We start from the raw sequence: 22,685 nt of genomic DNA on the forward strand, positions 1-22,685 counted from the left end.
TGGATTTGCCGATTTGAATGAGGTTGGCCGCTATGTAGGCGATGCGGCGGCGAACGGCAATCGCTTTTGCCGGATCCGGATGGCCACACGGACATGTGTGCGGGAGCCGCTGAAGTTTTCCACCGCCTTCCGGCCGGCTGAAATCTCTGGTTAACCCTTGCGCGTCAAAACAGGATCGGGGTGGAATCGCCGGCTTGCCGCGATTTCTGGCGCGAGAGAATGGATCGACGGCAGTGTTGAACAGTGTCCTGCTCCTTGCCGAAGCGGTCGTCTACTTCAGCGTCATGGTCACGCTTTTCCGTTTCCGCAAGCGCATCGGCCTCGGCGTCTTCGTCTGCGCGCTCGGCGTCATGCATTTCCTCGAGACCTATCTCGCCAGCGTCTTCTACGTCGCCTTGCCGTTCGGCATGGTCTCGCCAGGCTCGGCGGTGATGTTTTCAGGCAAGCTGGTGATGCTGCTCCTGCTCTACATCAAGGAGGACGCCGCGACCGTGCGCCAGCCGATCTATGGCCTGCTGCTCGGCAATGCGCTGATGATCGGCCTGGTGCTCCTGCTGCGCATGCATGCCATCGCACCGCTCCCCGACGGCAGGTCGCCCGACATCGGCTTCATCGACGAGATGGGCTGGCTCATGGTGTGGGGCACGACACTGCTGTTCGTCGACGCCATCCTGATCATCCTGCTCTACGAAAAACTCGGCCGGTATCTTCGTCAGGCGCAATTCGCGCGCGTCCTGATTTGCGTCGCCTGCGTGCTCACCTTCGATCAGGCCGGCTTCTTCACCGCGCTGCACTTCGTCGCCGGCGCGCCGATCGCCGTGTTCTTCGGCGGCTGGTTCGCCAAGATGGCTGCGGCACTCGCCTTCAGTGCCATGCTGGTCGCCTATCTCAAATGGTTCGAGGCCCGCGACATCCAGGTGCCCCGTGGCCTGACCGACATTTTCGAGACGCTGACTTATCGGGAACGCTATGAAGCGCTGGTCGAGCATGTCGGGCGTGACGGCCTGACCGGCCTGCTGCATCGCGGCCGCTTCGACAGCGACGGCGAGGCCGCGGTCCAGGCCAGCCTGCGCACGGCCAGGCCGCTCAGCCTGCTGATCGTCGACGTCGACCATTTCAAGTCGATAAACGACCGTTTCGGCCATGCCGAGGGCGACAAGGTCCTGAAGGCGGTCGCGTCCGTGCTTGGCGAAGCGGCGAGCGCGCAGGACCAGGTGTTCAGGATCGGCGGCGAGGAGTTCGCCATCCTGAGTTCACGCCCGCATTCGGTCGCCAGGCTGTTTGGCGAAAGCATCCGCCATGCGGTCAAGGCCTCGGCAGCCACCAGCCGCTTCGGCGTTACCGTCAGTGCCGGCGTTTCCACCGTCAGCGAGACGACGCATTGCCTGGCCGACCTGTTCGCACTTGCCGACCAACGTCTCTACAAGGCCAAGTCGAGCGGGCGCGACCGCGTTGTCGGCGAACCGGGCGGCAGCGAGCACGAAGCCGCCATCTCCTGGACAAAACCGGCGCAAATCTAGCGCAACTCAGGCCGGAAATAGTCTAGCCCTGCCGCTGCCTGACTATACCGGTGGCCGTGGATACCGCCATCAGCGCGATCGCCAGCCATTTCAGCGCCGTGATGATCGGACCGGCCTGGATGTCGTAGGCGATGAACAGCAGGATGCCAGGCACCAGCAGGCCGCACATGATCAGCATGATGCGGTTGATCTGCCACGACACTTTCGCGGCCAGGGCTTCGTCGCCTTCGGCCGGAACCAACGCGGCACGCAATGTCTTGCCTCCGACCAGCATCGCCGCGAGGCGCATCGAAACCGGCAGGCCGAGGCCGATGATGAGAAAGGCGCAGGCGGCCAGCAAAAGCGAGAACTTCAACGCGCTGGTTTGCGCCGGTATGGGAAACAGCAATGTCGCCAGCGGCAGGAACACGCCGGCAATGCCCAGGGCGGCAATGGCGATGAAGATCACGGCATTGACCATGGTGAACAACTGGTAGGTGCCGGCGCCGATCGGCTCGGAGAGCGTGCGCATCCGCGCCCACTCGGCCTCGCTATAGGAGAAGCCCGGCCATTCCATGCGGGCATCGTTGATCGAAACCATGCCCTTGGCCCAGAATGCCAGCCGCGCCAGCGCACCGCCCGTGACGCCACTCATTGCAACCCCCGTCCAATGAAGTCAGGTCAGCATAGCCCGTTTCAGGCAAGTGGGACAGTCGCGCCGCGCCTCGCTACGGCTATCGTGCCTATTGGAACCCGATCGGATCGACCACGCCCACCGGGCAACCGGCCTTGTTGGTCGGGACCGAGGCCAGCATCAGATCCTTCAGCGCGCTGTTCGGGCCGATCGGACCGGCGAGGCCGAGGGTCAGTTCGCCGATCATGCGGCGCCCGCTCGACGGATCGATGAGGCAGGAGACGCGCACCCGGTCTCCCGCGCCGGCGCCGAAGGCCTGGTCGAAGGCGCCGCGAATCTGGTCGGCCGTCAGCTTGGCGCCGATGTTCTTTGCGAAGAGATCGCGCACCGGCGAGCCGTTCACCTGGCGCATCAGGTTGAGCGCTTCGGAGAAGTACTCCTGCTGACCCTTGCCGTAGCAGGTGCCGTGCTTGATCCACTCATGCCGCTCGAGCTTCGAGGCCGTGCCGGGCATCACCTTGTCGAGTTCGGCGCGGGTGCCGGCGTCGAGGTTGACCGGCGGCAAATCCTGCCAGTGGGCCGGGTTGTCGTTGGCCTTGTCGCCGGCCGAAACCTGGCAATAGAAATTGCCGTTCGGCTGCGGCCACAGGCCGTGCAAGGTGAAATTGGTGGCGTCGAATTCGTTCGGATTCTGCGCCCTGCATTCCGGCTTGTTCGACTTGGTCTCGCAGAACGCCGGCTGCCAGCTCAACGCGAACACATATTCGGGTTTTCCCGAAGGTGCCGGCTTGCCTTGCCCATCGGGCGCGGCCGGTGCCGCGGCGGCGCTGGCGCCTGACAGATGCCCGCAACTGACCTTGACCCAGCGGCGTTCCGGATCGGCGCCCGGCACCAGGATAAGATAGTGCGTCGGCACGTCCTTGTTGCCCGCCAGAAGCTGGTAGCTCTGCCCGGCGTCGGTCGAGACGTTGCCGGGGTTCTTTCCGTTCTTGATCGCCTGCGTCGCCGGACAGGATGCATCGGCGACGAAACTGCCGCTCATCTTGACCTCGGCATGTGCGACCCCTGCCAGCGATGCCGCCAGACCTGCCAATCCAAAAACAGAAGCAATGCGCATTAAAAATCCCCGCTGAATAAAGTGGGCGACAGACTGCCGCTGTCTCCATGTCAGAATTGCGATATTTTGTTGAACAAAGGCAAGAAACATCGTCGAGGCAAACGAAGCGCAATGGATTGACGCAAAACGGGCGGCAGCGCAAACAAAGCCTACAACAAGAAAATCAGAAGATGGGAGACGAGCGGCATGTCATTCAGCCAGCAGCGCCTGATCCGCTCGCCGACCGGCGCCGACCTCAACCTGTTCGTCAGAACGGCCGAGGCCGGTCAACGGGCGGTCATCCAGATCAACCACGGCCTGGCGGAACACGCCGCGCGCTATGATCGCTTCGCCGACTTCCTGGCCGCGCGCGGTTTTCATGTCTATGTCCACGACCATCGGGGTCATGGCGGCACCAGGGCGCCCGACGCTCCGCTTGGCAGGTTCGCCGACAAGGACGGCCCCGCCAGGGTCATCGCCGACGTCGATGCCGTCCACGACCTGATCGCCGGCGAACATCCGGGCCTGCCTGTCATCCTGTTCGGCCATTCCATGGGCGCATCCGTGGCGCTCAACTACCTTTTGCGCCACGCGCCCCGTATCCATGCCGCCGCCATCTGGAACGGCAATTTTTCGCAAGGCCTGCTTGGCCAGGTGGCCTTGGGCATCCTTGGTTGGGAACGCATGCGGCTGGGGTCGGATGTCCCCTCGCGCCTGCTGCCGAAGCTGACCTTCCAGGCCTGGGGCAAGGCTGTGCCCAACCACCGCACTTTGTTCGACTGGCTGTCGCGCGACGAGGCGGAGGTGGCGAAATACATCGCCGACCCGCTGTGCGGCTGGGACGCCTCCATCTCGATGTGGCGCGATGTGGTCTCGATGGCGCTGAACGGCGGCCGGGATGCCGCCTTCGCCAATGTCCGCCGCGACCTCCCGGTGGCCATCGTCGGCGGTGAGAAGGACCCCGCCTCGGACTATGGCAAGGGCATCGACCATCTCGCCCGGAGGATGCGCGCGATGGGCTTTTCGAATCTCGTTTCAAAGGTTTACGCCGACACCCGCCACGAAAGCCTGAACGAAGTGAACCGGGACGTCATCATGGCTGATTTCGCCGCCTGGGCGGACACTGTGCTGAAATCCTGAGTCTGCGCATCCGGCGCGTGGCCCATTGCAAGGGCCGTGACAGTCGCGGCCGGGCTTGATAGAGCCTCACCTTTCAATCAACCACGGTGATCCATGGCTGAACCCCCGCTGAAAGGCGTCCGCGTCATCGAACTCGCCCGCATCCTTGCCGGGCCGTGGGCCGGGCAGTTGCTCGCCGATCTCGGCGCCGATGTCATCAAGGTCGAGAGCCCCGATGGCGGCGACGATACCCGCAAATGGGGTCCGCCTTTCGTCACGAGCCATGACGGCGAAAACCTGTCGGCCGCCTACTACCATTCCTGCAATCGCGGCAAACGCTCCATCGCCATCGATTTCTCCACGCAGGAGGGCGCCGAAACCGTGCGCCGGCTGGTCGCGACGGCGGATGTGCTGATCGAGAACTTCAAGCTTGGCGGCCTGAAGAAATACGGGCTCGATTACGCCAGCCTGCGCGAGATCAATCCGCGCCTCGTCTATTGCTCGATCACCGGCTTCGGCCAGGACGGGCCGTATGCGCCGCGCGCGGGCTATGATTTCATCATCCAGGCGATGGCCGGCATGATGTCGATCACCGGCGAGCCCGGCCGCGAGCCGCAGAAGGCCGGCGTCGCCATATCAGACATTTTCACCGGCCTCTATTCGGTCATCGCCATCCAGGCGGCACTTCGCCATGCTGGCCAGACCGGCGAAGGCCAGCACATCGACATGGCGCTGTTCGATACCCAGATATCGGCGCTCGGCAACCAGAACCTCAACTACCTCGTCTCCGGCAAGCCGCCCGTGCAGATGGGCAACGCCCACATGAACATCGCGCCCTACGAGGTGCTGCCGGTCCAAGATGGCCACATCATCCTGGCGGTCGGCAATGACGGCCAGTTCACCAAATTCTGCGGCGCCGTCGGGCTGGACGAGCTGCCCGCCAATCCCGATTTCGCCACCAATCCCGCCCGCGTCGCCAACCGGGCGGACCTTCGCGCCCGCATCATCGAAGCGCTGAAGACCAGGGATCGCGACCCGCTGCTGGCCAAGCTCGAGGCCGCCGGCGTGCCGGCCAGCCCGATCAACAATATCGGCCAGATGTTCGCCGACCCGCAGACGGTCGCGCGCGGCATGCGGCTCGACCTCGATGACGGCCATGGCAACCGCCTGCCCTCGGTGCGCGCGCCGATGGTCATGTCAGGCACGCCGCTCGTCTATGAGCGCCCCTCGCCGCGCCTTGGCGAGCACACGCAGGAAATCCTTGCCGAACTGGAGAAAGCTGGAAAATGAAGACCGGCGGACAATTGATTGTCGACGCGCTCGAAGCCAACGGCACCGATCGCATTTTCTGCGTGCCGGGCGAGTCCTATCTCGCCGTGCTCGACGCGCTGCATGACTCCTCGATCCGCACCATCGTCTGCCGCCAGGAAGGCGGTGCCGCCATGATGGCGGACTGCCAGGGTCGGCTGACCGGCAAGCCCGGCATCTGCTTCGTCACCCGTGGCCCCGGCGCCACCAACGCATCCGCCGGCGTCCACATCGCCATGCAGGATTCGGTGCCGATGATCCTGTTCATCGGCCAAGTCGCCAGCCACGCCAAGGAACGCGAAGCCTTCCAGGAAGTCGACTACGTCAGGTTCTTCGGCGACATCGCCAAATGGGTGGTCGAGATCGACGACGCCTCGCGCATTCCGGAATTCGTCACCCGTGCCTTCGCCGTGGCAACCTCGGGCCGCCCCGGCCCGGTCGTCATCTCGCTGCCGGAGGACATGCTGACCAGCGAGGTCGAGGCACCGCAGGCGCTTCCGCACACGCCGGTGGAGACCCGCCCCGGCGAGGCCGAGCTCGATGCGCTGGAAATGCTGCTCGCCAACGCCAAACGCCCCTTTGTCATTCTCGGCGGCACGCGCTGGGACGAGGAAGCCGTGACGGGGATGCAGGCCATATCGGAAGCCTGGTCGCTGCCCGTCGGCTGCTCGTTCCGCCGCCAGATGCTGTTTGACCATCTGCACCAGAACTACGCCGGCGACGTCGGCATCGGCATCAACCCGAAGCTGGCGGCCGCGATCAAGCAAGCCGACGTCGTGCTGCTGATTGGCGGCCGCATGGGTGAGATGCCGTCGTCCGACTACACCTTGCTGAAGAGCCCCTACCCGGACCAGGCGCTGGTGCATGTCCACGCCGATTCCGGCGAACTTGGCCGGGTCTACCGGCCAACGATCGCCATCAACGCTTCGCCTGCCGCCTTCGTCGAAGCGTTCGCGAAACGCAGGCCGGCCGCCACGCCCGCGTGGGCGCAGGAAGCGGCCAGATTGCATGCCGCCTATCTCGACTGGTCGACCCCGCCGCAAACCGGCCCCGGCGCGGTCCAGATGGGACCGATCATGACCTATCTGGAAAAGGTGCTGCCCGAAGACGCCATCCTGACCAATGGCGCCGGCAACTATGCCACCTGGGTCCACCGCTTCCACCGCTTCCGCCGCTTTGCCACGCAGGGAGCGCCGACCTCCGGCTCGATGGGCTACGGCACACCGGCCGCGGTCGCCGCCAAGGCGCTTTATCCCGACCGGACCGTGGTCGCCTTTGCCGGCGATGGCTGCTTCCTGATGAACGGGCAGGAATTCGCCACCGCCGTGCAATACGACCTGCCGATCGTGGTGATCGTCGTCAACAACGGTATCTACGGCACCATCCGCATGCATCAGGAGCGCGAATATCCCGGCCGCGTCGTGGGCACCGATCTGAAGAACCCGGATTTTGCCGCGCTCGCCCGCGCTTATGGCGGCCATGGCGAGACGGTGGAAAAGACGGCGGATTTTGCGCCCGCTTTCGAGCGCGCGCGCGCCAGCGGCAAGCCCGCGATCATCGAAATCCGGCTCGATCCGGAAGCGATCACGCCGACCCGCACGATGACGCAGATCCGCGACAAGGCCTGAAACAGTCAAAAAGAAAAAAACGGGGCTGCCCCTGCCCCGTTGGGGTACTGGAGTTCTGGAGGCCGGCCCCGCGCGAAGCGAGGCCGGCTCCAACTGCTGGCCACGACCTGCCATTGGCAGGAAGGGCCCGTGAACCAGCAGGGTCTGCTTTGCCCGGCCGCCATCATTGCCCGGCATGTCTCCGAAGGCGACGGTCAGCCGCCGCGATCCATGATGCCCCGGCAAACTAGGCGTTCAGGCCTGTCGCCGCAGCGGACAAATAAGGACAATTGAGGACAATTGGCACCATAGCGGCGCGGAGCTGGGCGATCTGTCGCCCTACAGCCCTGCTCTCCGACATCGCCCTGCTCTCCTACATCGCCTTGTCGATCTGCCCGCGGATCTCGCCGTCCTTGTTGGCGGCCGTATGGACATTGACGTAGTACTTGCCGGCCTCCAGGTCGGCGGCCTGCGCGTCGGTCAACGTTGCTGATCCTTTGATCGGGCTCTTGAGTTTACCCTTGAACGGGATGACCGGGCTCGCATTCGCTCCCATCGCCGCCGGACCGTGGATGTGCGCGGCCGTCGCAGGCCCGCTGAGGCCGGAATATTTGACGTCCCAGCTGAGCTTCTTCTTGGCGGTGTCGAAGGTGAACGTGGCTGTGCCCTTGCCCTTTGTGGTGACCGGCGGGCTCTGCTGGCTGCCGTCGAGAGTGGCCTTGTATTTCACCACTTCGGCCAATGCCGGCGAGACGAAAAGCAAAGCGGACGAGACGGCCAGTGCCGAAAACACCGGCAGCAGGGCCGGCGACAGGAATTGTGTGCGCATGAAGAACCTCCGAGTGGCTTTCGCATGCGTCGCGGCTCCCCGACGCGCGCATGCCGCAACCTGAACGATCGGGCGGCACGATGTATCCCGACACACGTTTTTGTGACCGGGCGGCATGAAAAAGGGGCGGTCGCCCGCCCCTTCTCAATGCTTGCGCAAGACCGCTGATACTACTGAATCGCCTTGTCGGTGATCGCGGTCGTATAGGCGCCGGTCGGCTCCTTGGTGATGATCTTCTGGTCGAGCAACGCCTTGGCGGTGCGCTCATAGGCGGCCGGGATCAACTTGCCGTCGGCATTGTCGATCAGCTTGGCCACTTCCTTCATCATGAACTTCTGGTGGTTCTCGTCCTGGCCGCCGCCGTCCACGACAATGCCTGCGGCCTCGTCGGTGTTCTCGGTGGCGTATTTCCAGCCCTTCATCGAGGCGCGCACGAAACGCACCATCTTGTCGGAGAAAGCCGGATCCTTGAGCTTGTCCTCAAGTGTGTAGAGCCCGTCTTCCAACAGGTCGTTGCCCATCGCCGAGTAGTTGAAGACGATCAGGTCTTCCGGCTTGTAGCCGGCATCGAGGACCTGGCCGTATTCGTTGTAGGTCATGACCGAGATGCAGTCCGCCTGCTTCTGGATCAGCGGCTGCACGTCGAAGCTCTGCTTCAGCACGGTGACGCCGTCCGGTCCGCCATCGGTCTTGAGACCGATCTTGTTCATCCAGGCGTAGAATGGATATTCGTTGCCGAAGAACCAGACGCCGAGCGTGTGGCCCTTGAAATCGGCCTCGGTCTTGATCGGCCCGTTCTTGGGGCACACCAGCTCCATGCCGGCCTTCTTGAAAGGCTGGGCGATGTTGACGAGGTTCACGCCCTTGTCGCGGGCCGCGAGCGCACCGCCCATCCAGTCGACAATGACGTCGGCGCCGCCGCCGGCAATGACCTGCTCGGGCGCGATATCCGGGCCGCCCGGCTTGATGTCGACGTCGAGGCCTTCCGCGTCATAGAAGCCCTTGGCCTTGGCGACATAGTAGCCGGCAAACTGGGCCTGCGTGACCCATTTCAGCTGCAAGGTCACCTTGTCGGCGGCCATCGCCTGGAACGCGGCCAGCGACATCGCGCCGGCCAGGACAGGAATAATCAGTTTTTTCATTCTTTTACCCTCTGAAGTTAGTGCCCTTAAACCCACCGCCCCTATCCACCACGGACAGAGGGATGCCAAAACGTGACGGCTCTTTCGACAAGAGCGACCACGCCATAAAAGACCGAACCCGCAAGGGCTGCAACTGCGATTTCGGCCCAGACCATGTCGATGTTCATCCGCCCGACTTCGGTCGAAATACGGAATCCCATGCCCACGACGGGCGTGCCGAAGAACTCGGCGACGATGGCGCCGATCAGCGCCAGCGTCGAATTGATCTTCAGTGCGTTGAAGATGAAGGGCGCGGCGGCCGGCAACCGGAGCTTGACCAGCGTCGGCCAGTAGCCCGACGCATAGGTGCGCATCAGGTCGCGCTCCATGTGGCCGGAGGCGGCAAGGCCGGCGACCGTGTTCACCAGCATCGGGAAGAAGGTCATGATGATGACCACCGCCGCCTTGGACTGCCAGTCGAAGCCGAACCACATCACCATGATCGGCGCCACGCCGATGATGGGCAGCGCCGAGACCATGTTCCCGATCGGCAGCAGCCCGCGCCGCAGGAACGGCACGCGGTCGGCCAGGATCGCGGTGATAAAGCCGGCGCCGCTGCCGACGATGTAGCCGAACAGGACCGCCTTGAGGATTGTCTGCCGCACATCCGCGCCGAGGATCGGCAGGGAGTTGGCAAAGCGTGCGCCGATCGCGCTCGGCGGCGGCAGGAGGATGAAGGGAATGCCGGCGCCACGCGTCACCGCTTCCCAGATGATCAGGATCCAGGCGCCGAAGATCGCGGGGATGACGAGGCGCAGCGCCGTACGGCTGCCCTTGTGCGCCGGCCGGATATCCGACAGCACCGCCACGCATCGCCAGCCCAGAAGCCAGGCAGCGGCAAGGAGAAGGTAATAAGGCGCGAGCGCTGTACCTTCGAAACCTCCTATGCCTGATATCAGCAGCCATGCGGTGAGATGAGCGCCCACGAAAAGCACCCCGGCTTCTATCAGGGGCGCGATCCGGATCATCGAGACCAGCGCCGCCACCACGACCAGGCCCATCATAAGCAACTTCGTTGCGTGATAGGGATAGGCCGCACTTGCCGCCGTGTCCGCCAGCGCGGCCGCTTCCGGTTTGGACATCGCGCCCAGCACGACGGCAACCACGCACAGCGCAATCGCCAGCACGCCTTGCCAGGACGGTTTCAGCCAGTTCATGCCGGCCTCCCGCCCATGGCGCGGTCGACGAGACGACCGGCGACGCCGACAACCATCACCAGCAGCGCCGCCACGATCGAACCGGCGACGAGCGCCGACCAGATGTCGATGGATTGGCTGTAATAGGCGCCGGCGAGCAGCTTTGCGCCGATGCCGGCGACCGCGCCTGTGGGCAGCTCGCCGACGATGGCGCCGACGAGGCTCGCGGCCACGGCCACCTTCATCGAGGTGAACAGGAACGGCACAGAGGCCGGCACGCGCAGCTTCCAGAAGGTCTGCGCGCGGCTGGCATTGTAGGTGTGCATCAGGTCGAGATGCATGATCTCGGGCGAGCGCAACCCCTTCACCATGCCGACCGTCACCGGGAAGAAGGACAGGTAGGTCGAGATCATTGCCTTCGGGACCAGCCCGGTAATGCCGACCGCCGCCAGCACCACGATGATCATCGGCGCCACCGCAAGGATCGGAATGGTCTGCGAGGCGATGATCCACGGCATCAGGCTGCGGTCGAGCGTCGCCACATGCACGATGCCGACCGCAATGACGATGCCGAGCGCGGTGCCGAAGGCAAAGCCAAGCAGCGTCGAGGACAGCGTCACCCAGGCATTGTAGACGAGGCTGCGGTTCGAATTGATGGGCCGCAGAAAGGTGTTTTCGAAGAAGTTCACCGCCACCTGGTGCGGCGCCGGCATGGTCGGCTTGGGCTGCGACAGCGTCTTGCCGACGAATTCCATGGTTCCGGGCGTCGCGTTGGCGCGGCTGTCCATATCGCGCTGGAACGGCGCGTTGAGGATGACGGCGAAGACATACCAGAGCACCACGACGCCGGCGAGGATGGTGGTGACGGGGATGAGTTTGTCGCGGAAGCTATCCATCTAGAGGTGCCCTTCTCCTCTCCCCGCCGGGGAGAGGGTGGCCGGAGCGAAGCGAAGGCCGGGTGAGGGGGAGTGTATCTCACCCTCAAGCACCGCTAATATTGTATCCAAAACCGCCCGCCGCTCCGCCAGAACCTCGTGGTTCCAGAAACGAAGAACAGAATAACCATGGCTGTTCAACCAAGCGGTTCTGCTTTCATCAGTCAGGGACTCGGCATGTTGGCTGCCATCGATTTCAATGATCAAGTTCTTCTCGCGGCAGAGAAAGTCGGCGAAGAACGGGCCTAGCGGCACTTGCCTTACGAACTTGTAGCCGTTGAGGTGACGCCCCCGTAACTCGCCCCAAAGCCGGTATTCGGCTTTGGTTTCGTCAAGCCGCAGCTCTCGGGCGCGCTCCGTGACCCCGGCCTTCCTCTTGGTTGGATGCGTCGGCGCCGCCCCCTCACCCGACCTCCGCTTCGCTCCGGCCACCCTCTCCCCCTGGGGGAGAGGAGGAAGCTCTTCCCCCGCCCGCTCAATCATCATAGCTGTGCCCTGCCCGCAGGCCGTCGCGAACACGCGCCGCGATCGCCAAAAACTCCGGCGTTTCGCGGATGTCGAGCGGCCGCTCCTTCGGCAGCGTCGATTCGATGATGTCGCTGACACGGCCGGGGCGTGGTGACATCACCACAATCCGTGTCGACAGATAGACGGCTTCCGGAATGGAGTGGGTGACGAAGCAGATAGTCCTGTTGGTGCGCGCCCATAGCTGCAGCAATTGCTCGTTGAGGTGATCGCGAACGATCTCGTCCAAAGCCCCGAACGGCTCGTCCATCAACAGGAGGTCGGCGTCGAAGGCCAGCGCGCGCGCGATCGAGGCGCGCTGCTGCATGCCGCCGGAAAGCTGCCAGGGATATTTCTTCTCGAAGCCGGACAGGTTGACCAGATCCATCGTGCGCTTGATGCGTTCCGCCTGCTCGGCCCTGGACAGGCCCATGATCTCGAGCGGCAGCGCGACATTGCGCTCTATGGTGCGCCAAGGAAACAGCGCGGCCGCCTGGAAGACGTAGCCATAGGCGCGTTTCTCGCGCGCCTGCTCCGGCGTCATGCCGTTGACCGAAATCGTTCCCGAGGTCGGTTTCTCCAGATCGGCGATGACGCGCAGCAGGGTTGTCTTGCCGCAGCCCGATGGCCCGATAAAGGAGACGAACTCACCCTTGCCGATGGTGAGGTCGACATTGGACAGCGCCTGTACGGGGCCGTCATTGGTCTGGAAGGTAAGGCCCAGTTTGCTTGCCGCGACGACGGCTGGCGAGGTTCCCGTCATCGGCCGAGGCCTGCCTGTTCCCGCCGCCGCCGCGCCGGCCGGATTCCGATTGCTTTTATCGCGATGTTGTTTTCCACTCGCCCCGTCCCATTGGTCCTGTCCTGTCAGCCCGCCGCCCGGAGTTTCCCCGATGTCGCCCAAACCGACATGTCATCTTATCCGCCCTGAAAGCACTTATGAAGGCAAGCAGGGTTTGACCTATTTCGCCGGCATCGCCACCGAGTCCGTCGGCTCTTCCGGCATCTGCATGCATGTGCTCACCATGCCGCCCGGCGTCCGCGCCAAGGCGCATCTGCACGAGAGCCACGAAACCGCGATCTATGTGCTCTCCGGCGAAGTCCATACCTGGTATGGCGACCGCCTCGAGCACCACATCGTCGTCAAGGCGGGCGACCTCTTCTACATTCCGGCGGGCGTGCCGCATCTGCCGGCCAATCTCAGCGACGCCCCCTCCTCGGCGGTCATTGCCCGCACCGATCCCAACGAACAGGAAAGCGTCGTCCTGCTGCCGGAACTGGATGCGCTGGTCGCCTGATGTGAGTGGGTGGGCTCCCGCCGTCATTTGCACCGGGAGACTTCGCCCATCACATTGCCGTCCTCGTCGACGACAGACAGTTTCTTGGGGTTCTTGGCGCTGCGCTTGATGGTGAAGGTGGCTGGCGACTTGCCATCCTCGCCTTCGGCTTCGCACTCCGCCTTGATGGTCAGCGAACCGTCGGCCTGCGCCTTCTTGTCGGTGAAGGTGCAGGCGCTGGCCGCCGTGATCAGCTCCTTGTCGGTCAGAAGCAGCATCTGGTCGGCGGCGACTTCCTGGCCGTTCTTGTTGATGCAGCCATATTTGTCGCCATAGGGCTTGGACAGGTCGATGGCCTTGGAAAGGTCGATGGCCGTGGCCGACGCGTGGCCGGCGGCAAGAGCCAGGACCGCGGTGAAAACGAAACCCCCGAGACGCATCTCAGACCCCCGTCGCCGGGATGCCCGTCCGCTCCACCTTGCGCGGCGCGGTGATCTCCTTCCAGGCCGACAACGCCCGGTTGACCGCCGCGTTCGGCTCGCGGCCGACGAACTGGCCATGGCCGGGCTTGGCCTTCACATCCGCTTCCTCGATCGACAGTTCGCCGCGCGAGAAGACGAAGCGCGGCAGGCCGGTCACCTCGACGCCCTCGAACACATTGTAGTCGATGACAGACTGCTGTTTCTTGGCCGCGATCGTCTTCTTGCGCTTGGGATCCCACACGATGATGTCGGCATCGGCGCCTTCCACGATCGCGCCTTTCCTCGGATACATGTTGAGGATCTTCGCGATATTGGTTGAGGTCACCGCGACGAACTCGTTCATCGTCAGGCGCCCGGTGTTGACGCCGCGCGTCCACAGCACCGGCATGCGATCCTCAAGACCGCCCGTGCCGTTGGGGATCTTGGTGAAATTGCCGACGCCGAAGCGCTTCTGCTCGGTCGTGAAGGCGCAATGGTCGGTCGCCACCACCTGCAGCGATCCGGCCTGCAGGCCGGCCCACAGCGAGTCCTGGTGCAGCTTGTTGCGGAAGGGCGGGCTCATGACGCGGCGCGCGGCATGGTCCCAATCCTTGTTGAAATATTCGGTCTCGTCGAGCGTCAGGTGCTGGATCAGCGGTTCGCCGAAAACCCGCATGCCCTTCTGGCGGGCGCGGCGGATGGCTTCGTGGCTCTGCTCGCACGAGACATGCACGACATAGAGCGGCACGCCGGCCATGTCGGCGATCATGATGGCGCGGTTGGTCGCCTCGCCTTCCACTTCCGGCGGACGCGAATAGGCGTGGCCCTCGGGACCGTTGTTGCCGGCGGCAAGCAGCTTCTGCGAGAGTGCCGCGACCACATCGCCGTTTTCGGCATGCACCAGCGGCAGCGCGCCAAGGTCGGCGCAGCGCTGGAACGACGCGTACATCTCGTCGTCGTCGACCATCAGCGCGCCCTTGTAGGCCATGAAGTGCTTGAACGAGGTTATGCCCTTGTCGACCACCGTGGCCATCTCGTCGAACACCTGCTTGCCCCACCAGGTGATCGCCATGTGGAAGGAGTAGTCGCAGGAGGCCTTGGAGGTCTTGTTGTCCCACATCTGAAGCGCTTCGAGCAGCGACTGCTGCGGCGCCGGCAAGCAGAAATCGACCACCATCGTGGTGCCGCCGGCAAGGGCGGCGCGGGTGCCGGATTCGAAATCATCCGCCGAATAGGTGCCCATGAACGGCATTTCGAGATGGGTGTGCGGATCGATGCCGCCCGGCATCACATAGCAGCCGGTGGCGTCATACTCATGGTCACCATGCAGGTCCGAGCCGATGGCGACGATCTTGCCGTGGCTGAACAGCACATCGGCTTTCCAGCTGCGGTCGGTGGTGACGACGGTGCCGTTCTTGATGACTTTGGTCATTTTCTTGTTCCCTTGTTGTCTTCGCGCTTCTTTATGAGCGGCGTTTGAAAGGTAGATGTCTGGGGTCACTCCACGATGACAGCCGTCTCCACCACTGCGTGGAACAGCACGTCGGCGCCGGCGCCCGCCCATTCCTTGGTGATTTCCTCGGCCTCGTTGTGGCTCAACCCGTCGACGCAGGGACACATGACCATGGCGGTCGGCGCCACGCGATTGATCCAGCAGGCGTCGTGGCCGGCGCCCGAGACGATGTTGCGGTGGGAATAGCCAAGCCGTTCGGCGGCGTCGCGGATTGCCTTCACACATCCCTTATCGAAGGTCACCGGATCGAAATGGCCGACCTGCTCGATTTTGTATTTGATGTCGAGCGCGTCGCAGATCGTGTCGATGCCCTCGCGGATGCGGCCGTCCATCGCGTCCAGTACTTCTTTTTCCGGCGAGCGGATGTCGATGGTGAAGACGGTGCGCCCGGCGATGATGTTGCGCGAGTTCGGATAGACTTCCATGTGGCCGACAGCACCGACGGCGTCCGGCTGGTAGTCCATGGCGATCTCGTGCACCAGTTCGATGACGCGCGCCATGCCGAGGCCGGCATTGCGGCGCTTGGGCATCGGCGTCGACCCGGTATGGGCTTCCTTGCCGGTCAAGGTCACCTGCAGCCATTTCAGGCCTTGGCCATGGGTGACGACGCCGATGTCGATGTCTTCATCCTCGAGGATCGGCCCCTGCTCGATATGCAGTTCGAAAAAGGCGTGGATCTTGCGGTCGCCGACCTTTTCGGTGCCCTTCCAGCCTATGCGCTCCAGTTCCTCGCCGAACTTCTTGCCGTTCTTGTCCGTGTGCCCGTAGACGTCGGCCTGGTCGAGCACGCCGGCGAACACGCCGGACGCCATCATCGCCGGCGCGAAGCGCGCGCCTTCCTCGTTGGTCCAGTTGGTGACGACGATCGGATGTTTGGTCTTGATGCCAAGATCGTTGAGCGAGCGCACGATCTCCAGGCCGCCGAGTACGCCCAGCACGCCGTCATACTTTCCGCCCGTCGGCTGCGTATCGAGATGGCTGCCGACATAGACCGGCGGCAGGCTGGGATCGGTGCCTTCGCGGCGGGCAAACATGGTGCCCATCTCGTCGACGCCCATTTCGAGCCCGGCCGCATCGCACCAGCGCTTGAACAGGTGCCTTCCCTCGCCGTCCTCGTCGGTCACGGTCTGGCGATTGTTGCCGCCGGCAATGCCGGGGCCGATCTTCGCCATCTCCATCAGCGAATCCCACAAACGGTCGGAATTGATTCGCAGATTCTCGCCGGGTGCGGCCATTCAAAACCCTTCCATTTCATGATCTGGGCGGCTGGCGGTTCCCATCGCCAGCCGCCCAGACAAAAGCAAATCTAGTCTATCGACCTCAGCACATCCCGCACATGGTCGATCAGTTCGTTGATCTGGCCCTTGGTGATGATCAGCGGCGGCGACAGCGCGATGATATCGCCGGTGGTGCGGATCAGCGCGCCGCGCTCGAACGCCTTGACGAAAGCCGAGAAAGCCCGCTTGGTCGGGCTGCCGGCGATGGGCGCCAGCTCGATCGCGCCGATCAGGCCGATATTCCTGACGTCGATGACATGCGGCTCGCCCTTCAGCGAATGCAGCGCGTCTTCCCAATAGGGCGCCAGTTCCTCGCCCCGGGTAAGCAGGCCTTCTTCCTTGTAGGTGTCGAGCGTGCCGAGAGCGGCCGCGCAGGCGATTGGGTTGCCCGAATAGGTATAGCCGTGGAAGAACTCGATCATGTGTTCCGGGCCGGTCATGAAGGCGTCGTGGATTTCCTTCTTCACGAACACCGCGCCCATCGGGATGACGCCGTTGGAGACGCCCTTGGCGGTGGTCATGATGTCGGGGGTGACGCCGAAATAGTCGGCCGCGAACGGCGCGCCGAGACGGCCGAAACCGGTGATGACCTCGTCGAAAATCAACAGGATGCCGTGCTTGGTGCAGATTTCGCGTAGTTTCTGCAAATAGCCCTTCGGCGGCAGGATGACGCCGGTGGAACCGGCGACCGGCTCGACGATGACAGCCGCGATGGTCGATGCGTCGTGCAAGGTGACGAGACGTTCGAGCTCGTTCGCCAGTTCGGCGCCATGTTCCGGCACGCCCTTGGAGAAGGCGTTCTTCTCCGGCAAATGCGTGTGCGGCAGATGGTCGACGCCGCCGAGCAGCGTGCCGAACATCTTGCGGTTGGAGACGATGCCGCCGACCGAGATGCCGCCGAAATTGACGCCGTGATAGCCGCGCTCGCGGCCGATGAGGCGGGTGCGCGAGCCCTCGCCCTTCACGCGATGATAGGCGATCGCCATCTTCAGCGCCGTCTCGACCGACTCCGAGCCGGAATTGGTGAAGAAGACATGGTCCATGCCCTTGGGCGCGATGTCGACCAGCCGGTTGGCCAGTTCGAACACGATCGGATGGCCCATCTGGAAAGCAGGCGCGTAGTCGAGTTCGGCGGCCTGATGCTGGATCGCCTCGGTGATCTTGGGACGGCAATGGCCGGCATTGACGCACCAGAGGCCCGCGGTGCCGTCCAGCACCTTGCGGCCGTCGCTCGTTGTGTAATGCATGTCCTTGGCGGACACGAACATGCGCGGCGCCTGCTTGAACTGCCGGTTTGCCGTGAACGGCATCCAGAATGCGCTGAGATCGTTCGGCGTGACTTTCAGCCGGTTGGACATGACCAAGACTTCCCCTTGTAACCTGTTTCGGTGCGTCCAACGCTTGGTCTTTGCCGCGCTTTCATGCTACGCAAATTTTTGACCGATTGGACAAACGTTAGCACCGCCCTGTCGGCGGTCAAGGGATTACTAGCGGAAATGCGGCACCGGAAGCGCGTTCCACAGGCTGGGGAAAAACTGGTCCAGAGAATTGGTCCAGAGAATGGTCAATGCGAGGGCTGGCAAAGGTGAACACCGGCACGGAGGCCCCTCGCCGCACCCGCATCCAGCAGGAAAAGCGCGAGCTGATCCTGGAGGCGGCGCTCGAAGTGTTCTCCACCAACGGCTTCCGTGGTTCCACCATCGACCAGATCGCCGAAGCGGCCGGCATGTCCAAGCCGAACCTGCTCTATTATTTCCGCCGCAAGGAAGACATTCACGAGACGTTGATGCAGCGCCTGCTCGACACCTGGCTGGCGCCGCTCAGGGAACTCGACGACATCGGCGATCCCCTGACCGAGTTACGCAGCTACATCAGGCGCAAGCTCGAAATGGCGCGTGATTTCCCGCGCGAGAGCCGGCTGTTCGCCAATGAGATCCTGCAGGGCGCGCCGCGCATCATGCCGCTGCTGGCCGGCGAGTTGAAGACGCTGGTCGATGAGAAAGCGGCGGTCATCAAGGGCTGGATGCGGGCCGGCAAGATCGCCCGGACCGATCCCTGGCACCTGATCTTCTCGATCTGGGCAACCACCCAGCACTATGCCGATTTCGACGTCCAGGTGCGCGCGGTGCTCGGCCCGAACCGCGGCGGCGACGGCCGCTTCGAGGACGCGGCCCGGTTCCTGGAGCAGTTGTTCCTGGATGGGTTGAAACCGAAGGGTTAGAGGCGGGTCACGTCTTGGGCCAACTAGCCGGTCGTCGGGCTCTCTGATCGTGGAGATTGGGGGAAAGCACACATTGGTTTCGTCATTCTAGGGCGAAGCGGAGGGGCTGCGGCCACCGTCGTCAGGCGCTGCACCGTTCTCCCGGCAGGTCGTCCAGCAGCTTGCGCATCTTGGCAACCGAGTTCTGCTCGGGCAGCGGCGTGTAGACGATCAGCTTCATGTCCGAGCCGTCGTCGATGGAAAGGCTCATATGCTCGAAGGTCATCGGGCCGGCGATCGGATGCCGCAAATGCTTCAGGCCGGACAGGCGGTGCACCACGTCGCGTTGCGGCCACCATTCGCGGAACTCGGGGCTTGAGCGCATCATCAGCGTGATGAGCCGCTCGAAATCGGGATCGCCAACATATCTGGCGCTTTCGGCGCGGAATGCGGCAAGGGTTGCGCGCGCCAGCTGTTCCCAGTCCACCAGCAGATGGCGCCGGTGCGGATCTGTGAAGACGCCGTGGATGATGTTGCGGGCGTCACCCTCCAGCAGGCCGTAATCACCGAAAATGGCGACCGCCGCTTCGTTCCAGGCCAGCACGTCCCAGCGCGGGCCAACGACATAGGCGGGCTGCAGCACGAGGCTTTGCAGCATATGCAGCAAGGGACCTTCGACCTTTGCCGGCCCGATGCGCCGGCGTTCGGGCTGCTGGCGGCCGGCAAGCGTGAACAGATGCCGCTTCTCGGCGGCGTCGAGGCGCAGCGCCTCGCAAAGCGCCGTCAATACTTCCGCGGAAGGCCGCACATCCCTGCCCTGCTCCAGCCAGGTGTACCAGGTGGTGCCGACACCGGCGACCATCGCCACCTCCTCGCGGCGCAGGCCGGGCGTGCGCCGCCGCGCACCGCAGGCAATGCCTGCGGCCTGTGGCGACAGCCTTTCGCGGCGCGAGCGCAGGAAGGCGCCAAGCTCGCGCCGGCGGCTGTCCTCGGCAGTATCCAGGGAAGCGTCCATGACATCTATTATAGCAGTATTGATACCAGGATAAAGTTTGAACTGTTTGAGGTCCGGCAGCCGCTCCATCTTCTGGCAGGAGCAAGGAAATGGAGGCTCCGGACATGGACCTGAAGAACAAGACAATCCTCATCACCGGCTCGACCGACGGTGTCGGCCGCGTCGTCGCGCGACGACTTGGCGCCGCTGGCGCCCGCGTGCTGCTGCACGGCCGAGACGCGGCGCGCGGCAAGGCGACAGTCGCCGAGATCGAGGCGGCCGGCGGCAAGGCCGAATTCCTCGCCGCCGATCTCGCCTCGCTGGCGGAAGTGCGCCGCCTCGCCGGCGCCGTGCGCGCCCGCACCGACCGGCTCGACATCCTCATCAACAATGCCGGCATCGGCACGTCAGGCCAGAATGCCCGGAGGCAAGTCAGCGTCGATGGCTATGAACTGCGCTTCGCGGTCAACTATCTCGCCGGCTTCCTGCTGACCTCGGAACTTCTTTCCCTGCTGAAGGCGAGCGCGCCGGCGCGGATCCTTAATGTCGCCTCCGCCGGCCAGCAGGCGATCGACTTCGATGACGTCATGCTGACGAAAGGCTATAGCGGCGTGCGCGCCTACTGCCAGAGCAAGCTGGCGCAGATCCTGTTCACCATCGACCTAGCCGAACAGCTGAAAGGCAGCGGCGTCACCGTCAACGCGCTGCATCCGGCGAGCTACATGGACACCACCATGGTGCGACAGGCCGGTGTGACACCTTGGAGTTCGGTCGAGACCGGCGCCGATGCCATCCTCAACCTTGCCGCCTCGCCCACCCTCGAAGGGCGCAGCGGCCTCTATCTTGACGGCCTGCGCGAATCCCGCGCCGACGCCCAGGCCTATGACGCCGGGGCAAGACAGAAATTGCGGGAGCTGAGCCTCGACCTCGGCGGGCCGGCCTCCCCAGAATCGAAGAAGCAAGAATCGAAGAAGCAAGAATCGAAGGAGCACAATTCATGACCGACAGGATCGAACACACAGTCATCATCGGCGGCTCGTCCGGCATCGGCCTGGCGACGGCGCGCAAACTGCTCGGTCCGGGCATGAAGGTGACGATCACCGGGCGCAACCAGGAAAAACTAGTCAGCGCCTGGAAAACCCTCGGCGGCGCCGCCGACAAGGCGGCATTCGATGCGTCCAAGCCCGAAGAGGTGCGCCAGTTCTTCGAGCGCCTCGGTCCGTTCGATCATCTCGTTCTGGCCGCGAGCGGCGGCAAGGGCCTTGGCCCGTTCGAGACCCTCGACCTTGCCGACATCGGCAGCGGCGTCGAAGAAAAGGTGCGACCGCAGCTCTCCTGCCTGCAGGCGGCTCTGCCGACACTAAGCAAGTCCGGCTCGGTGACCTTCATCTCGGCGGTGTCGGCGCAGGTTGCGATGCCCGGTGTCGCCGGCATCGGCGCCATCAACGGCATGCTGCTGACCGTGGCGCCGATCCTGGCGGTCGAGCTGAAGCCACTGCGCGTCAATGTCGTGGCGCCCGGCGTCATCGACACGCCGTGGTGGGACTTTTTGCCCGACGATCAGCGGCAGGCAGTCTTTGCCGAATATGCGGGGAAGACTCCCGTGGGCAGGATCGGCCGCGCCGAGGATGTCGCCTCGGCGATAGCCTTCCTCGTTTCCAACGGCTTCATGACAGGTCAGGTGCTGACCTGCGACGGCGGCCTGCGGTTCGCGGCGTGAGAAATGCTAGGCACCATCCGAGCCGGCAGGTAAGGTTAGCGGAGCATTAACCTATTTATATAAGTTTATTCAATATCTTATCTCGATACGCCGCACGGAGCCGGTATGCACTTTCGTGACAATGTGATTGGGTTTTCTCGGAATAAAATGCCGGCCAAAACTTCCAACGAATGCCTGTCGGCCGAAGCGGCAGCATTGGATGTTTGGCACGGACCCAACCTGTACTCCTCTTTTTTAAGGAAGAATGGCGTCAGACCCGATCGGCACCAAGCTGCAACAATCGGCCTGTTGATGGGAACAAAGGTCCTCGCATCCGACGGCTCACGACAGCCCCGCTCGTACAGCGGTCGCCCGGAAAGGTAGGAAATGTCACCATCCGTCCGCATCTGTCCGTATGCTGTTCATGAAATGTTTTAGCGATTGACGCGGCTATTTGTCGCGCTCAGCCTATGGCGTTATCTGATTCGTGAACAAAGAGGTCGGTAGATGGCTCGTCGGCAAGCGCTGGCAAAGGTACGGAACTTACTCATCGCGAAAGCTAATGAACTGGGAAATCCTGGGGCTTCATCAGACACGGTAATTGCAGCGGTACTCAGAGAGCATGCTGACGCGGTGCTCGAGGCAAGAGATGATCTAGTGAGAATGGCTCTCGGAAGAGAACTCTCACGTGCGCGCGAGAGAGGGCCGACCAGCATAGGAGCGACCCAGCTCACATTGTGGAGCAATTTCAATGTTTCGCCCCAGATCCGAGTACAGAATGAGCAAGGCGAACTAGTCTACAAAAATCTTGATATCTGTACATTTGAAGAAGTGGAGGCGTACGCGGCATCCTTACCCACGCCCAGAAATCGATCCAACAGAAGGGCCAACTTGCTACAAATGGTGGAGACGTTGAAACCCTTTCGATCTACCGAGAAAGACATTATCGCCACAAGTTGGGCCGCGTCGGTCGCCGCGTCGAAGAAAGGTGCGGCGTAGGGTTATCGAGACCTCTGTCTCGCGTTGGATACCCTAAAGCGACTGCGCGATCAACGTCAGGAACCCTCCGGCCAGCGCGACATTGCCGACGAAACCGTTGATGCGCGCTGCCCGGTCCGGCCCCTGATGATCCCAGAAATTGTGGAACATTGGCGTCGCGACGACCAGGAACAGCACCAGCACCGCGCAGGCGATGGCCACCCACAGGCCAGCCATGACCAGGGCGCCGGCGATGACCTGCAGCACGATGCCAGCCCACAAGGCCAGCCTTGCCTGCGGCACGCCGCGCGCGGCCATCAGGCCGGTGAGGAAGGCGGCGTTCTGGATGTTGCGCAGGCCGGCGAAGACGAAGGCGCCACCGAGCAACAGGCGGCCAAGAAACAACAAGGTCGAAGGCAAATCGGCAGGCATCAAACT

Annotated in this window: 22 protein-coding genes; 8 read left to right on the plus strand and 14 right to left on the minus strand. The window is 63.4% G+C overall.

The annotated features are described in order from the left end of the window. Window positions 1-233 precede the first annotated feature (233 nt). Window positions 234-1,520 (plus strand): GGDEF domain-containing protein, encoded by a 1,287-nt coding sequence (locus FFS37_RS16250; RefSeq protein WP_137931963.1) that lies wholly within the window; start codon window positions 234-236, stop codon window positions 1,518-1,520. Window positions 1,521-1,542: 22 nt separating this feature from the next. On the opposite strand, the gene FFS37_RS16255 is transcribed toward FFS37_RS16250, so the two are convergent. Both FFS37_RS16255 and FFS37_RS16260 read right to left on the minus strand, forming a co-directional pair. Further along, complete coding sequence (locus FFS37_RS16255) at window positions 1,543-2,154, minus strand: hypothetical protein (RefSeq protein WP_137931964.1); 612 nt, start codon at window positions 2,152-2,154, stop codon at window positions 1,543-1,545. Between the two features lie 88 nt (window positions 2,155-2,242). Further along, a complete protein-coding gene (locus FFS37_RS16260; protein WP_137931965.1) occupies window positions 2,243-3,250 on the minus strand; it encodes a ribonuclease T2 family protein in 1,008 nt (335 codons plus the stop codon). 186 nt (window positions 3,251-3,436) lie between these two features. Between FFS37_RS16260 and FFS37_RS16265 the strand changes: the two genes are divergently transcribed. The 3 genes from FFS37_RS16265 to FFS37_RS16275 all read left to right on the plus strand — a co-directional run bounded on the left by FFS37_RS16265 (window position 3,437) and on the right by FFS37_RS16275 (window position 7,284). Next, window positions 3,437-4,369, plus strand: a complete 933-nt coding sequence (locus FFS37_RS16265; protein ID WP_137931966.1) for an alpha/beta fold hydrolase — start codon at window positions 3,437-3,439, stop codon at window positions 4,367-4,369. Between the two features lie 93 nt (window positions 4,370-4,462). Then, on the plus strand, window positions 4,463-5,638 hold the full coding sequence (locus tag FFS37_RS16270; RefSeq protein WP_137931967.1) for a CaiB/BaiF CoA transferase family protein: 1,176 nt from the start codon (window positions 4,463-4,465) through the stop codon (window positions 5,636-5,638). Beyond that, a complete protein-coding gene (locus FFS37_RS16275; RefSeq protein WP_137931968.1) occupies window positions 5,635-7,284 on the plus strand; it encodes a thiamine pyrophosphate-binding protein in 1,650 nt (549 codons plus the stop codon). The genes FFS37_RS16270 and FFS37_RS16275 overlap by 4 nt, the downstream gene beginning before the upstream one ends. Before the next feature lie 352 nt (window positions 7,285-7,636). Here FFS37_RS16275 and FFS37_RS16280 read toward each other — a convergent pair whose 3' ends face one another. The 6 genes from FFS37_RS16280 to FFS37_RS16305 all read right to left on the minus strand — a co-directional run bounded on the left by FFS37_RS16280 (window position 7,637) and on the right by FFS37_RS16305 (window position 12,611). Beyond that, entirely contained in the window at window positions 7,637-8,092 is a 456-nt protein-coding gene (locus FFS37_RS16280) for a CHRD domain-containing protein (RefSeq protein ID WP_137931969.1), read from the minus strand. Window positions 8,093-8,262: 170 nt separating this feature from the next. Further along, window positions 8,263-9,234, minus strand: coding sequence for an ABC transporter substrate-binding protein (locus tag FFS37_RS16285; protein ID WP_137931970.1), 972 nt, complete (start codon window positions 9,232-9,234; stop codon window positions 8,263-8,265). A 41-nt stretch (window positions 9,235-9,275) separates the two neighbouring features. Further along, window positions 9,276-10,430 (minus strand): ABC transporter permease, encoded by a 1,155-nt coding sequence (locus FFS37_RS16290; RefSeq protein ID WP_137931971.1) that lies wholly within the window; start codon window positions 10,428-10,430, stop codon window positions 9,276-9,278. After that, window positions 10,427-11,305 (minus strand): ABC transporter permease, encoded by an 879-nt coding sequence (locus tag FFS37_RS16295; protein ID WP_137931972.1) that lies wholly within the window; start codon window positions 11,303-11,305, stop codon window positions 10,427-10,429. The genes FFS37_RS16290 and FFS37_RS16295 overlap by 4 nt, the downstream gene beginning before the upstream one ends. Continuing rightward, entirely contained in the window at window positions 11,306-11,830 is a 525-nt protein-coding gene (locus FFS37_RS16300; protein WP_137931973.1) for an endonuclease domain-containing protein, read from the minus strand. Further along, window positions 11,820-12,611, minus strand: coding sequence for an ABC transporter ATP-binding protein (locus FFS37_RS16305; protein ID WP_137931974.1), 792 nt, complete (start codon window positions 12,609-12,611; stop codon window positions 11,820-11,822). Before FFS37_RS16305 ends, FFS37_RS16300 begins: the two co-directional genes overlap by 11 nt. Before the next feature lie 130 nt (window positions 12,612-12,741). Here FFS37_RS16305 and FFS37_RS16310 point away from each other — a divergent pair, with 130 nt between their 5' ends. After that, window positions 12,742-13,146: a cupin domain-containing protein gene (locus FFS37_RS16310; RefSeq protein ID WP_137931975.1), complete on the plus strand. Its 405-nt coding sequence runs from the start codon at window positions 12,742-12,744 to the stop codon at window positions 13,144-13,146. Window positions 13,147-13,169: 23 nt separating this feature from the next. On the opposite strand, the gene FFS37_RS16315 is transcribed toward FFS37_RS16310, so the two are convergent. The 4 genes from FFS37_RS16315 to FFS37_RS16330 all read right to left on the minus strand — a co-directional run bounded on the left by FFS37_RS16315 (window position 13,170) and on the right by FFS37_RS16330 (window position 17,734). After that, on the minus strand, window positions 13,170-13,565 hold the full coding sequence (locus FFS37_RS16315; RefSeq protein WP_171026299.1) for a hypothetical protein: 396 nt from the start codon (window positions 13,563-13,565) through the stop codon (window positions 13,170-13,172). Window position 13,566: 1 nt separating this feature from the next. Further along, window positions 13,567-15,018, minus strand: coding sequence for a dihydropyrimidinase (gene hydA / locus FFS37_RS16320; RefSeq protein WP_137931976.1), 1,452 nt, complete (start codon window positions 15,016-15,018; stop codon window positions 13,567-13,569). Between the two features lie 65 nt (window positions 15,019-15,083). Continuing rightward, a complete protein-coding gene (locus FFS37_RS16325) occupies window positions 15,084-16,334 on the minus strand; it encodes a Zn-dependent hydrolase (protein ID WP_137931977.1) in 1,251 nt (416 codons plus the stop codon). Between the two features lie 71 nt (window positions 16,335-16,405). Beyond that, window positions 16,406-17,734 carry an aspartate aminotransferase family protein gene (locus FFS37_RS16330; protein WP_137931978.1) on the minus strand — a complete coding sequence of 443 codons (1,329 nt, stop codon included), beginning with the start codon at window positions 17,732-17,734 and terminating at the stop codon, window positions 16,406-16,408. A 209-nt stretch (window positions 17,735-17,943) separates the two neighbouring features. Between FFS37_RS16330 and FFS37_RS16335 the strand changes: the two genes are divergently transcribed. After that, window positions 17,944-18,597 (plus strand): TetR family transcriptional regulator C-terminal domain-containing protein, encoded by a 654-nt coding sequence (locus FFS37_RS16335; protein ID WP_232375690.1) that lies wholly within the window; start codon window positions 17,944-17,946, stop codon window positions 18,595-18,597. A 121-nt stretch (window positions 18,598-18,718) separates the two neighbouring features. Here FFS37_RS16335 and FFS37_RS16340 read toward each other — a convergent pair whose 3' ends face one another. Then, on the minus strand, window positions 18,719-19,591 hold the full coding sequence (locus FFS37_RS16340) for a helix-turn-helix transcriptional regulator (RefSeq protein ID WP_137931979.1): 873 nt from the start codon (window positions 19,589-19,591) through the stop codon (window positions 18,719-18,721). Between the two features lie 104 nt (window positions 19,592-19,695). On the opposite strand from FFS37_RS16340, the gene FFS37_RS16345 reads away from it, so the two are divergent. Then, the gene (locus FFS37_RS16345) at window positions 19,696-20,571 is read left to right on the plus strand and encodes an SDR family oxidoreductase (RefSeq protein ID WP_137931980.1); all 876 of its coding nucleotides are present in this window, start codon (window positions 19,696-19,698) and stop codon (window positions 20,569-20,571) included. Further along, the gene (locus FFS37_RS16350; protein WP_137931981.1) at window positions 20,568-21,290 is read left to right on the plus strand and encodes an SDR family oxidoreductase; all 723 of its coding nucleotides are present in this window, start codon (window positions 20,568-20,570) and stop codon (window positions 21,288-21,290) included. The genes FFS37_RS16345 and FFS37_RS16350 overlap by 4 nt, the downstream gene beginning before the upstream one ends. A gap of 1,011 nt (window positions 21,291-22,301) precedes the next feature. Here FFS37_RS16350 and FFS37_RS16355 read toward each other — a convergent pair. Then, entirely contained in the window at window positions 22,302-22,679 is a 378-nt protein-coding gene (locus FFS37_RS16355; RefSeq protein WP_137931982.1) for a DoxX family protein, read from the minus strand. Window positions 22,680-22,685 lie beyond the last annotated feature (6 nt).

Source organism: Mesorhizobium comanense (genome assembly GCF_005503535.1).
Taxonomy (GTDB): Bacteria; Pseudomonadota; Alphaproteobacteria; order Rhizobiales; family Rhizobiaceae; genus Mesorhizobium; species Mesorhizobium comanense.